Origin of the sequence: Corynebacterium sp. CNJ-954 (genome assembly GCF_001942345.1) — a bacterium.
Lineage (GTDB): Bacteria > Actinomycetota > Actinomycetes > Mycobacteriales > Mycobacteriaceae > Corynebacterium.
Window position 1 is genome coordinate 18,453 of record NZ_MKKI01000002.1, and the last position, 12,426, is coordinate 30,878.

The window sequence follows — 12,426 nt, forward strand, 5'->3', positions numbered from 1 at the left end:
GTTGGGGTAGACTCACCGCCATGCATGTCACCGATCTGCCGGACCGGTCGCAGGACTACCTCAAGAAGATCTACGATCTCCAGGAGTGGGACCGCAGCGGCGCGTCCCTCTCCGTCCTCGCCGATGAGCTGGGGCAGCGCCGCTCCACCGCGTCGGAGGCGGTGAAAAGGCTCGTCGCCGAGGGGCTCGTCGTCCATGCGCCCTACGGGGACATCACCCTCAGCGAGGACGGCCGCCAGCTGGCGTTGCAGATGGTCCGCCGCCACCGGCTCATCGAGACCTACCTGCTGCGCGAACTCGACTACGGCGTCGACGAGGTCCACGACGAAGCCGAAGTCCTCGAACACGCCGTGTCCGACACCTTCATCGCCCGCATCGACGCGGCCATGGGCCACCCCGTCCGCGACCCCCACGGCGACCCGATCCCCGACGGAGACGGGAAGATCGCCGTCCCGGACACCGAACCGCTCTCGGAGGCGACGGTGGGTCAGCGACTCCTCGTCGACCGGATCAGCGACCGCGACGGCGCGCTGCTGCGTTACCTCCAGGACAACGGCATCGCGCCGGGAGTTCACCTCGTCGTCGGTGAACGCCCCTATCCGGACATGGCGGTGCTCACGGTGGAGGGACGTGACGTCCAGCTCTCCGTCGCGTCACTGTCGGCCATCCTCTGCCTCGCGGAGGACCAGTGACAGCAGGCCCCCGTCCGAGTGGCCGTGCCGGGTGCGGTGGATTCGTCGGCCTGATCGCAACCGTCCTGCTCGTCGTCATCGTCGTCGGGGTGTTTCTCGTCGACGAGCGCGAACCGGAGGAGGAGCGTGTCCCGGTACCGGACGACGTGCCCCCGGCACGTGCCTCGACCGTGCACGACCTCGCCGCGACCGCCGAGTCACTCTCGATGCCGGAGGACCATCTCGCCGGCTACATCAGTGGCGCCCAGACGGTGGCGTCGGAGTTCCCGTCCTGCAACATCGCCTGGAACACCCTGGCGGGTATCGGCTTCATCGAGTCGCACCACGGCACCTACGGTGCGGGAGAGGACGGCGGTCGGATCATCGGTCCGCGGTTGGACGGCTCGGGTGACTTCATGGAGGTCCCGGACACCGACGACGGCGAACTCGACGGTGACCCGGACTACGACCGTGCCGTCGGGCCGATGCAGTTCCTCCCCGAATCCTGGGGGATCTACGGCGCCGGGGGAGACCCGCACGACATCGGCGACGCCGCCGCGGCCGCCGGACGCCTGCTCTGCGGGCACGACCGGGACCTGGACACCGCCGACGGGTGGAGCCGGGCACTGTTCAGCTACAACCGGTCCGAGGAGTACATGATCTCGGTACGCGACGCCGCGGCGAACTACGCACTGGGTCAGGCGGCCTGACCGGCTGGCTGACGGACGCGGTGCGGATAGGGCAGTATGGTGGTGACTGATATCCCACCGACTTCTCCAGCCGAGGAGGCTGACACCCATATGGCCGAAATCATGCAGATCATCGCCCGCGAAATCCTGGACTCCCGTGGTAACCCGACAGTCGAGGTCGAGGTCGGTCTGGACGACGGCTCCGTCGGACGGGCCGCCGTGCCCTCCGGCGCCTCCACCGGTGTGCACGAGGCACACGAACTGCGGGACGGTGGCGACCGCTACCTCGGCAAGGGCGTCCTCGAGGCCGTCAAGAACGTCATCGGTGAGATCGACGAGGCTCTGGCAGGCATCGAGGCCGACGACCAGCGGCTGGTGGACCAGGCCATGATCGAGCTGGACGGCACGCCCAACAAGTCCCGCCTCGGCGCGAACGCCATCCTCGGTGTCTCCATGGCCGTGGCCAAGGCCGCCGCCGAGTCCGCCGGCCTGCAGCTCTTCCGTTACATCGGCGGCCCCAACGGCCACGTCCTGCCCGTGCCGATGATGAACATCCTCAACGGCGGCGCCCACGCCGACTCCGGGGTGGACGTCCAGGAGTTCATGATCGCCCCGATCGGTGCTGAGACCTTCAGCGAGGCCCTGCGCATCGGTGCAGAGGTCTACCACTCCCTGAAGAAGGTGCTGAAGGACAAGGGCCTGTCCACCGGCCTGGGTGACGAGGGCGGCTTCGCCCCCTCCGTCGACTCCACCCGTGCCGCGCTGGACGTCATCGACGAGGCGATCTCCGCCGCCGGTTACACCCTCGGTACCGACGTGGCCCTCGCGCTCGACGTCGCCGCCTCCGAGTTCTACGAGGACGGCCACTACAACTTCGAGGGTGGCAAGCGCACCGCCGAGGAGATGGCGAAGGTCTACGGCGAACTCGTCGAGGAGTACGCGCTGGTCTCCATCGAGGACCCGCTGCACGAGGACGACTGGGAGGGCTGGGCCAAGCTCACCGCGGAGATCGGTGACAAGGTCCAGCTCGTCGGCGACGACCTCTTCGTCACCAACCCGGAGCGCCTGCGCCGCGGTATCGACGAGGACGTCGCCAACGCCCTGCTGGTCAAGGTCAACCAGATCGGTACCCTCACCGAGACCTTCGACGCCGTCGCGCTGGCACACAACAGCGGCTACAAGTCGATGATGTCCCACCGCTCCGGTGAGACCGAGGACACCACCATCGCCGACCTGGCCGTCGCACTGAACTGCGGCCAGATCAAGACCGGTGCCCCGGCCCGTTCCGAGCGTGTGGCCAAGTACAACCAGCTGCTGCGCATTGAGAGCTACCTGGAAGGTGCCGCGGTCTACGCCGGTGCGTCGGCCTTCCCGCGGTTCACTGCGAAGTAGTCCCGGGGCAACGGGCTAGAATCGGTCCCCATGGGTACACGTGACCGGAGGGACCGGGAAGCCACGAGACCGTCGGACGAGCGCGACAGCGCCCGGGCCGACGGTCCTGGTCTGCCACGACCACGGTCGGTGGAGAAGCGGGACCGGCGTCAGCGTGAGGTGCGTCAGGCGCCACGCAAGTTGGCCCGTTCCTTCGTTGAACTTCCGAAGAAGATGAATCCGCTGGTCACCGTCGCGGTGATCCTGGTGGTGGCGTTCGTGGCACTGTCCGTGGCGACGCCGTTGCGCAACTACTTCCAGCAGCGTGCCGAGATCGCCGAGGTGAACGCCACCATCGAACGGCAGCTGGCGGAACGCGATGACCTGAACGCCGAACTCGACCGGTACATCAGTGAGGCCTATGTCCGGGAACAGGCCCGGACGCGCCTCGGGGTCGTGGAGCCGGGGGAGTCCGCCTTCCGGCTGATGGACCCTCGTATCGACACCAGTTCGCCGACCGACCCGGGCGTGGAACACGATGATTCGGAACCCGACCCCTGGTACACCCAACTGTGGGGTTCCGTCGCCACCCCCGACGACGAGGACGGCGACGCCGGTCGAGACGGTGGGTCGGGGCAGGACGACGGTCGCAACGGTGAATCCGGTAATCTCCCGATTGACCCGGACCAGCCGGAGGCGCCGGCCCAGGAGGGCGACCCGGACCTGCAGCGCGAACTGCAGGAACAGCAGCAGCAACAACAGCAGGGAGCACAGTAGTGACCGACGGCACCGTGAGCACCGGCAGCACCGTGAGTGACGCCGACTACGAGACCATGTCCCGCCAGCTCGGACGCAAGATCCGTGGTGCGATCGAGGTCTCCTACCGCACCCCGGACGGGGCGCCGGCCGTGGTCAAGACCGCCCCGCGTCTGCCGGACGGCACACCGTTCCCCACGCTGTACTACCTCACCGATCCGCGGCTGACCGCCGAGGCGTCCCGACTGGAGGTGGCCGGGGTGATGCGCACGATGCAGGCGCGTCTACGGGAGGACGCTGAACTGGCCGCCGACTACCAGGCCGCACACGAGCACTACCTGGCGGAGCGCAACGCCATCGAGTCGCTGGGCACGGACTTCTCCGGCGGCGGTATGCCGGACCGGGTGAAGTGCCTGCATGTGCTCATCGCCTACGCGCTGGCCGAGGGGCCCTCACGCGTCCGCCTGGGCACGGAGGCGGTGGCGTTGGCGGCGGCACACACCCCGAAGCTGTCCGGTACCGCCATCCCCGCCGACTGGCCCACCCCGGAGGACCTCGGGACGTCCATCGAGGCGGCGTTCGACGAGCACGTCGACGAAATGACCTATGACCGTTCTGACGAGGAGGACCAGTGACCGGCACCTACGCCGCCATCGACTGCGGAACGAACTCGATCCGCCTGCTGATCAGTGAGGTCCTGGAGGACGGGACGCTGCGGGAGATCAACCGCGACAACATCATCGTCCGGCTGGGTCAGGGGGTGGACGCCACCGGACGTTTCGCCGACGCCGCGCTCGACCGCGTCGACGAGGCACTGGGCATCTACGCTGACCGGATGATCATGAACGGTGTCACCGACGTGATGATGGGGGCGACGTCCGCCACCCGTGACGCGGAGAACCGTGAGGACTTCTTCGCCATCACCCGACGCCATCTGGGTCGCGTGGCCCCGGGCGTGCAGGCGGAGGTCGTGACCGGTGTGCGTGAGGCGCAGCTGTCCTTCGCCGGGGCGGTCGCCGACATGGACTCGACCGACGGACACATCTGCGTGATCGACCTGGGCGGGGGATCCACCGAGTTCGTCGTCGACGCCTACGGTGAGGGGAGTGGGCAGGCCTACTCCGCCGACATGGGCTGCGTGCGGCTCACCGAACGCTACCTGCACACCGTGCCGCCGACCGACGAGGAGATCGCCGAGGCCCGGGGCTACGTCGACGGGCTGATGGCGACGGTGGAGGAGAACGTCGACCTCGACAGCGTCACCCGCGTCGTGGGAGTCGCAGGCACCGTGACGACCGTGGCTGCGATCCAGAAGGGGCTCACCGAGTACAACCCGGAGAAGACCCACATGTCCGAGATCGACCTGGCGGACTTCCGGTCCACGGCCCGGTCCCTGCTGGGGGAGACGGTGGAGCAGCGTCGGGAGCACCCGGCGATGCACCCGGGACGTGCCGACGTGATCGGTGGCGGTGCGATCGTGATCGACGTCTTCGCCTCCCGGTTCCTGGACAAGGGGCTGACGTCGATCACGGTCAGTGAGAAAGATATCCTGGACGGTATCCTGGCCGAGGTCATCGAGCGCAACAGCTAGACGACCCAGGTCGTGCGCCCCTATAGCCCAATTGGCAGAGGCAGCGGACTTAAAATCCGCGCAGTGTCGGTTCGAGTCCGACTGGGGGCACTTTTGTGCAGCAGCCGGGGGCTGCTACGCGTCGGTAGCTGAGACCTCCGCACCCCGCGACCCGGCAGCGGTCTCCCGCAGGTTCGGAATCACCGCGGCGAACTGGCAGAGCAGCTTGGTCAGGTCCTGGCCTTCGCCGACCATGGTGAGGTTCGCGCCGGTGAGGCCCTCCGCCATAGCCGAGAAGATCTCCGGGAGCTGATCGACGACCTGCTTGTCCAGGATCACACCGTTGTTGGACGCCACTGCCGCGGCCTCGGTCCGCAGGGCCGCAGCCTTCGCCTCGGCGTTGATGCGGGTGCGCTCCGCCTCCGCCTCTGCCGGCTTGATGACCTCAGAGACCAGCTCCTGCTCACGTAGCGCGGCCTGTGACTCTGCGAGACGGGCCTGCTCCTCGGCGACCTCGCGGTCGGTCTCGGCACGGCGCCGGGCCAGGGCGGCCTGTGCGGCGATGACCTGCTCCTGGGCCTCAGCCTCGGCACGCGGGCCCGCGGCGTTGGCCTCGGCCTTGGCGGCGGCGATCTCCTTGGTGTTCTCCGCGACCTTGGTGTCGGTCTCCCGCTGGAAGTCGGACTTGCGACGCTCGGACTTCTGCTGCTCCTCGGCGATCTCGGCGTCCCGCTGGGCCTCGGCCACGGCACGTTCACGCTGGACACGGGCCAGCTCCGGGGCGGACAGTGCCTGGATGTAGCCGTTCGGGTCACTGATCGAGTTGATCTGGAAGCTGTCGATCTGCCAGCCGAACCGCAGCATGCGTGGCTCGGCGTTGGACAGCACCTGGCTGGCCAGCGCCGTGCGGTCGGAGATCATCTCCTCCACGGTGAGCTGCCCGATCATGGCGCGGGTTTCACCGGAGAAGATGTCCTGCGCGGTGGACACGATCTGGCCGGTGTCGACGCCCAGGAAACGGTTGGCGGCCTCGATGACGCTGTTCTTCTCGGCGGTCACGGAGAACACCACCGAGGCTTCGACGTCCACGTCGACGTTCTGCTTCGACTGGGCACGCACCGCGATGTTCACGGTGTTCGCGCCGATGTGGAAACGCTGTACCCGGTGCAGCACAGGTACGGACCAGGCGCCGCCGCCGATGACGACGCGGTAGGGGTTGTCGGGCTTGCGGGCGATCATGCCACCCGTGATCAGCAGGGCCTCAGTCGGCTTCGGGACGTCGTAGAGCATTCGTTTTCTTTCTGTCGCGGTGGTGAACGTGCAGGAGAACACTTAGTACACCCTGAGCATATCGCAGCGACCGTGTCTTTCTCAGGGTGGGCGAGAATCACAACACCGCGTCCGACGAGCCCGCCGGGGTGGCACGGCGTCCAGGGTGTTTATGCTCGATCTCTGTGTCCACCGTCGCGATCGTCCTGATACTCGCCGTCCTCGTCGGAGCGGTACTCCAGCGCATCACCGGCATGGGCGTCGGCCTCGTCGCCGGTCCGGTGCTGTCTGTCGCGCTCGGCCCGGCTGCCGGGGTGACCGTCGTCAACGGACTGTCCACCGTCAACGCCGTGAACAACGCCTGGGCGGTACGTGCCAGGACCGACTGGCGGCGATTCAGTTTCCTCGCCGGAGGACTGGTGCTCGGATCGCTCCCGGCCGTCTTCGTCGTGCTGGTGACCGACGGCCCCTGGCTGCTGGTCACCGTCGGTGTACTGGTGCTGGCCGCGCTCGGGGTCACGCTGTTCCAGCCGGAGAAGGCCCGGCTCTCGGAGCGGTCCGTCCTGCCCATGGTGCTGGCAGGAGCGGCAGGCGGGTTCATGAGCACCGTCGCCGGCATCGCCGCACCCGCGTTCACCGTGTACGCGCGGTTGACCGGCTGGGACTACCGCGATTTCGTGGCCACCCTGCACCCGGTGATCGTGATCGCGAACCTGCTGTCCTTCGTACTCAAGATCGTCATCTTCGGTGGTGTCGACGTCGGTGGTCTGCCCGTCTGGTTGTGGATCCTCGCTGTCGCGGCGATTTTCGTCGGTGCGTGGTTCGGTGACCGGCTGTATGACCGGATCTCCAGCGAGGGCACCCGGAAACTCGCCACACTGCTGGCTTTCGCCGGTGCGGTGACGCTGGTGGTCAACGGTGTCGTCGCCATGCTCTGAGCACTGTCCGATTGCAGGTGCTCCAGCCGTCATGGTAGGCATGAGACGTCCACACGGGTGCCCCACGAGGGGCTGAGACCGGACTGTGATCGTCCGGGACCGTCGAACCTGATCCGGTTGATACCGGCGTAGGAAGTGAGGAGCGTAGCTGTGTCTACCCCGTCTGCCCCGCCCACCCCTGTCCAGCAGCACCCCGCGCACCGTTGCGGATGGATCGAAGACCACGGCATCCGGGTCCCGGTCACCGAGATCCACCAGGAGAACTCCCCGGACGGCGGCCCCAACCCGCCACTGCAGGTCTACCGGACCGCCGGGCCGGGCAGCGTCCCGGAAGAAGGCCTGGCCCCCTGGCGTGAAGAATGGATCCGGGCACGTGGAGACACCCGTATCCGGCGTTTCCGTGAACGACAGTTGATCGACGACGGCCGGGCCGCCGTCCGCCGTGGCGCACCGTCCCAGCAGTGGCAGGGACGACGTCCTGAACCCCGTCATGCTGAACCGGGCCGCACGGTGACGCAGATGCACTACGCGCGTCGGGGTGTCGTCACCCCGGAAATGCGGTTCGTGGCCCTGCGGGAGAACTGCGACGTGGAACTGGTGCGCAGCGAAGTCGCCGCCGGTCGCGCGATCATCCCGCTGAACATCAACCACCCGGAATCCGAGCCGATGATCATCGGACGGAAGTTCCTGGTGAAGATCAACGCCAACATCGGAAACTCGGCGGTGACCAGCTCGATCAGCGAGGAGGTGTCGAAGCTGGAATGGGCCGCCACCTGGGGCGCCGACACACTGATGGACCTGTCCACCGGCAACGACATCCATACCACCCGGGAATGGATCATCCGCAATTCGCCCATCCCCATCGGCACCGTCCCGATCTACCAGGCACTGGAGAAGGTCGACGGCAACGCAGAGGCACTGACCTGGGATATCTACCGCGACACGGTGATCGAACAGTGCGAGCAGGGCGTGGACTACATGACCGTGCACGCCGGGGTCCTGCTGCGCTACATCCCGCTGACCGCCGACCGGGTCACCGGAATGGTGTCGCGCGGGGGATCGATCATGGCGGGCTGGTGCCTGGCGCACCACGAGGAGAACTTCCTCTACACACACTTCGACGAGCTCTGTGAGATCTTCGCCGCCTACGACGTCGCCTTCTCACTCGGCGACGGTCTGCGCCCCGGATCGATCGCGGACGCGAATGACGCCGCACAGTTCGCCGAACTCGACACCCTCGCCGAACTGACCCACCGGGCGTGGGAGTACGACGTGCAGGTCATGGTGGAGGGTCCCGGTCACATCCCGCTCCACCAGATCCGCGAGAACGTCGAACGTCAGCAGGAGCTGTGCGACGGGGCGCCGTTCTACACGCTCGGACCGCTGGTCACCGACATTGCGCCGGGATACGACCACATCACCTCGGCCATCGGGGCGGCCGAGATCGCCCGCCACGGTACCGCCATGCTCTGTTACGTCACCCCCAAGGAACACCTCGGCCTGCCGAACCGGGACGACGTGAAGACCGGTGTCATCACCTACAAGATCGCCGCACACGCCGCCGACGTGGCCAAGGGGCATCCAGGAGCCACAGCACGCGACGACGCCCTGTCCAAGGCCCGGTTCGAGTTCCGGTGGCGTGACCAGTTCGCCCTCGGGTTGGACCCGGTCACCGCGCAGGACTTCCACGACGAGACACTTCCCGCTGAACCGGCGAAGACGGCGCACTTCTGTTCGATGTGCGGGCCGAAGTTCTGCTCGATGCGTATCTCACAGGACATCCGGGACACCTACGGCAGTGCCGAGGCGCAGGCGGCGATTGCCGGGATGCAGCGCAAGAGCAAGGAATTCCTCGCCACCGGTGCGCAGGTGTACCTCCCGCACCCCACGGTGGGTGATCAGAGTTGACCACTCAGCCGCAGCAGGGCATGGTGCGTCGGGGAGTCCTGCGCTGCGGTCCAGATCACCAGCTGCTGTTCTGGGTCGTCGGCCTTGACCAGCGTGTCCCAGTCCAGCACAAGCTCGCCGACATCGGGGTGGACCAGGGTCTTCGTCCCCGTTGTCAGGCTCGCCACCGTACGCGCCGCCCACCAGGAGGCGAACTGGGGATCGCCGACGGACAGTTCCCCGACCAGGTTCGCCAGCCTGGCGTCGTCCGGATACTTCGCCGCCTCCATGCGTAGCTGGGCGACGGCGGTGCGTGCCACCGTCTCCCAGTCCTTCTACAGCGAACGCATCCGCGGATCCGTGAAGAGGAGCCGGACATAGTTCCGACGTGACTCCGGAACACCGGAGAAATCGAGCATCATCGCGGCAGCCAGGCCGTTCCACGCGAGGACGTCCATTCTGCGTCCCATGACGATGGCGGGCGTCGTCCGGAGATCGTCCAGCAGTCTCCGGAGCTGCGGCAGGACCTTCTGACGGGCACGACGGGGCGTCCGGACCTCCTGCCTGCCCGACAGGCTCACGAGATAGGCGCGCTGGTCCTCGTCGAGTTGCAGGACATCCGCCAGGACGGTCAGGACCGGTGCGGACACCCGGATCCGACCCTGCTCGACACGCGTGTAGTAGTCGGTGCTGATATTGGCCAGTGCAGCGACCTCTTCACGCCGCAACCCCGGCACCCGACGTGGTCCCGGAGTCTCCACGACACCCGCCTGGCGCGGAGACAGTTCACTGCGCCGTGCCTTGAGGAAGGTCCCGAGTTCGCTCATCCTGGTGTCGCCGCTCATGAAGGCCAGTATTCCAGTGGTGGACGTGGGCTGTGAGGGGGAGGGATCTCTCCCAGGATGTTTTCCTCCACTGTGCGGCCCGGGTTGCGGGACGATCATGGTGTGCAGTCAACAGATGAAGGAGATAAGGAGATAAGGAGATGACGATGCGTGCACTGATCGCGGGACGGGGCCCGGAATGGGTCCTCGACGAGGTCGATGTGCCGACCCCCGGGCCAGGAGAGGTCCTGGTCCGTAACCATGCGGCCGCGACGAACAATGCGGATCTGCCGATGCTCGCTGAGGCGGACTCGACAACCGGAGGGCACGGCAGAGAATTCATCGCGGGTTTCGAGTACGCCGGCGAAATCGTCGCCGTCGGGGAGCACGCGGGGCGCTGGGCCGTCGGCGACGCGGTCATGGGATCTGTGCCGGCGTCATTCGCGGAATACGTCGTTGTCGACCACCGGTTCGTCCTGCCCCGTCCGGAAGGCCTCTCCTCGGAGAGCGCCTGTGCGCTCCCCACCGGGCTGCTGACTGAGCACGGTGCGCTTACGGTGGCAGGCTTCACGGCAGGCCAGGACGTGCTGATCACGGGAGCCACCAGCGGCATCGGGGTGATCGGGGTACAGATGGCGAAGGCGCTCGGAGCATCCTCCGTCATCGCGACGACCAGGAGGTCAGCCGGACGTGGCCGGTTGCTCGGGCTCGGGGCCGACACTGTGGTCGTCACCGGGGAGGAGGATCTCACCGATGCGGTCCTCGACGCCACGAACGGGCGCGGGGTGGACGTGGTCCTCGACCACGTCGCCGGGCAGACCTTCGCCGAGTGTCTTCCTGCTACCGCGGAAGACGGTCACGTGGTGAATATCGGGCGGCTCGCCGGAGCGGCATCGACTATTGATCTTGATGCGCTGTCGTACCGGCACCTCACCGTCCACGGTGTGTCGTTCGGGTTCACCCGGGACACGGAGATGTCCGGCATCATCGCCGGGCTGTTGCCGGACGTCCTTCCTGCCGTCGCCCGGGGCGAGATTCGTCCGGTCATCGACAGGACGTTGGACATCACCGATCCGGCGCACGTTGCCGATCGTCTCCGCTCCGGCGAGGCCGTCGGCAAGATCGTCCTGACCATTGCCCAAGGAGAATCCAGGGAGAAGAAGGAGAAGAAGAATGACTGATTCAGGGTACGTACCGACGTTTCCCGTAGGGGAGCCCAACACCGCCTACGCTGAGAACTTCGTCGGTCAGAGCTTTCTGAACATGCTCACCACCGAGGGTGTCACCATCGGAAACGTGACCTTCGAACCGGGCTGCCGGAACAACTGGCACATCCATCACTCCTCGTCCGGTGGTGGTCAGATCCTGTTGTGCACCGACGGCAGTGGCTGGTACCAGGCAGAGGGGGAGACGCCGGTGAGCATGACACCGGGCAGTGTGGTGAGCACTCCCGCCGGGGTGAAGCACTGGCACGGCGCGAAGGCGGACTCCTGGTTCACCCACCTCGCCGTGGAGGTCCCCGGTGAAGACACCCGCAATGAGTGGCTGGAACCGGTCACTGACGAGCACTACAGCACGCTATCTCAGGAGGCCTGATGAGTTACAACGAAAGCTACACCCTGTCCAACGGTGTGGAGGTCCCTGCGCTCGGACTGGGGACCTGGTTCATCGATGACGACCAGGCCGCCCAGGCGGTCCGAGACGCCGTGAGCGCCGGCTACCGCAACATCGACACCGCCCAGGCCTACGGCAACGAACGGGGCGTCGGCGAGGGCGTCCGCACCAGTAGCGTGGCTCGCGGGGACCTGTTCGTCTCCACGAAACTTGCCGCCGAGGTTAAGGACTATGACGGAGCCGTCGCCGCGATCGACCAGTCCCTGGAAACCATGGGCCTGGACTACATCGACCTGATGCTGATCCACAGCCCGCAACCCTGGGACGACTTTCGGGGCGGTGACTACGCCGAGGGCAACCGAGAGGCGTGGCGGGCGTTGGAGGAGGCCTACAAGGCTGGCAAGCTGCGTTCGATCGGAGTCTCCAACTTCCGGGAGGACGACCTGGACAACATCCTCGAGAACGGCTCGGTGGCCCCCCACGTGAACCAGATCCTCGTCCACGCCGGAAACACCCCCAGCGAGCTGATCGACTACTGCGCGTCGAAGAATATCGTCGTCGAGGCCTATTCGCCGATCGCGCACGGTGAGATCCTCGGCAATGAGAATGTTACTGCGATGGCGGGCAAATATGAGGTGAGCGTGCCGCAGCTGTGCATCCGCTACACCTTGCAGCTGGGGGCGGTGTCGCTGCCGAAGACCGCGAACCCGGAGCACATGCGTTCTAACGCAGAGGTCGGGTTCGAGATCTCCGCAGAGGACATGGAGGCGTTGCGGAGCCTCGATGAGAAAGACTACGGGGAGAGCAGCGCGTTCCCCGTGTACAGCGGTAAGTAGT

Annotated in this window: 12 protein-coding genes, 1 tRNA gene, 1 pseudogene and 1 riboswitch; of the genes and pseudogenes, 12 read left to right on the forward strand and 2 right to left on the reverse strand. The window is 66.7% G+C overall.

Translation table 11 applies throughout. The annotated features are described in order from the left end of the window. Positions 1–20: 20 nt before the first annotated feature. The 7 genes from BJF89_RS00835 to BJF89_RS00865 all read left to right on the forward strand — a co-directional run bounded on the left by BJF89_RS00835 (position 21) and on the right by BJF89_RS00865 (position 5,168). Entirely contained in the window at positions 21–692 is a 672-nt protein-coding gene (locus tag BJF89_RS00835; protein WP_075811411.1) for a metal-dependent transcriptional regulator, read from the forward strand. Further along, positions 689–1,381, forward strand: a complete 693-nt coding sequence (locus BJF89_RS00840; RefSeq protein ID WP_083650413.1) for a hypothetical protein — start codon at positions 689–691, stop codon at positions 1,379–1,381. Before BJF89_RS00835 ends, BJF89_RS00840 begins: the two co-directional genes overlap by 4 nt. 90 nt (positions 1,382–1,471) lie before the next feature. After that, on the forward strand, positions 1,472–2,752 hold the full coding sequence (gene eno / locus BJF89_RS00845) for a phosphopyruvate hydratase (protein WP_075811415.1): 1,281 nt from the start codon (positions 1,472–1,474) through the stop codon (positions 2,750–2,752). 30 nt (positions 2,753–2,782) lie between these two features. Next, positions 2,783–3,508, forward strand: a complete 726-nt coding sequence (locus BJF89_RS00850) for a septum formation initiator family protein (protein WP_075811417.1) — start codon at positions 2,783–2,785, stop codon at positions 3,506–3,508. 56 nt (positions 3,509–3,564) lie between these two features. Then, positions 3,565–4,122: a DUF501 domain-containing protein gene (locus tag BJF89_RS00855; RefSeq protein WP_075811645.1), complete on the forward strand. Its 558-nt coding sequence runs from the start codon at positions 3,565–3,567 to the stop codon at positions 4,120–4,122. Further along, positions 4,119–5,078: a Ppx/GppA phosphatase family protein gene (locus tag BJF89_RS00860; protein WP_075811419.1), complete on the forward strand. Its 960-nt coding sequence runs from the start codon at positions 4,119–4,121 to the stop codon at positions 5,076–5,078. The genes BJF89_RS00855 and BJF89_RS00860 overlap by 4 nt, the downstream gene beginning before the upstream one ends. Before the next feature lie 16 nt (positions 5,079–5,094). Then, positions 5,095–5,168, forward strand: a tRNA-Leu gene (locus tag BJF89_RS00865). Between the two features lie 24 nt (positions 5,169–5,192). Here the strand turns inward: BJF89_RS00865 and BJF89_RS00870 are convergent. Beyond that, positions 5,193–6,347 (reverse strand): flotillin family protein, encoded by a 1,155-nt coding sequence (locus BJF89_RS00870; RefSeq protein WP_075811421.1) that lies wholly within the window; start codon positions 6,345–6,347, stop codon positions 5,193–5,195. Positions 6,348–6,505: 158 nt separating this feature from the next. Between BJF89_RS00870 and BJF89_RS00875 the strand changes: the two genes are divergently transcribed. Both BJF89_RS00875 and thiC read left to right on the forward strand, forming a co-directional pair. Further along, a complete protein-coding gene (locus BJF89_RS00875) occupies positions 6,506–7,264 on the forward strand; it encodes a sulfite exporter TauE/SafE family protein (RefSeq protein ID WP_187344660.1) in 759 nt (252 codons plus the stop codon). Between the two features lie 43 nt (positions 7,265–7,307). Next, a riboswitch (TPP riboswitch) is annotated at positions 7,308–7,416 on the forward strand. Beyond that, positions 7,415–9,172: a phosphomethylpyrimidine synthase ThiC gene (gene thiC / locus BJF89_RS00880; RefSeq protein ID WP_075811425.1), complete on the forward strand. Its 1,758-nt coding sequence runs from the start codon at positions 7,415–7,417 to the stop codon at positions 9,170–9,172. It overlaps the preceding riboswitch by 2 nt. Here the strand turns inward: thiC and BJF89_RS00885 are convergent. Continuing rightward, positions 9,163–10,095: pseudogene (locus tag BJF89_RS00885) on the reverse strand (helix-turn-helix domain-containing protein). The gene thiC and the pseudogene BJF89_RS00885 sit on opposite strands and share 10 nt — an antisense overlap. Positions 10,096–10,136: 41 nt before the next feature. Between BJF89_RS00885 and BJF89_RS00890 the strand changes: the two are divergent. Genes BJF89_RS00890 through BJF89_RS00900 form a run of 3 tightly spaced genes read left to right on the forward strand, consistent with a single transcriptional unit; the run spans position 10,137 to position 12,425 of the window. Then, positions 10,137–11,156, forward strand: a complete 1,020-nt coding sequence (locus BJF89_RS00890) for a zinc-binding dehydrogenase (RefSeq protein ID WP_075811427.1) — start codon at positions 10,137–10,139, stop codon at positions 11,154–11,156. After that, positions 11,149–11,571: a cupin domain-containing protein gene (locus BJF89_RS00895; protein WP_075811429.1), complete on the forward strand. Its 423-nt coding sequence runs from the start codon at positions 11,149–11,151 to the stop codon at positions 11,569–11,571. The genes BJF89_RS00890 and BJF89_RS00895 overlap by 8 nt, the downstream gene beginning before the upstream one ends. Next, on the forward strand, positions 11,571–12,425 hold the full coding sequence (locus BJF89_RS00900) for an aldo/keto reductase (RefSeq protein ID WP_075811431.1): 855 nt from the start codon (positions 11,571–11,573) through the stop codon (positions 12,423–12,425). The genes BJF89_RS00895 and BJF89_RS00900 overlap by 1 nt, the downstream gene beginning before the upstream one ends. Position 12,426: the final 1 nt, after the last annotated feature.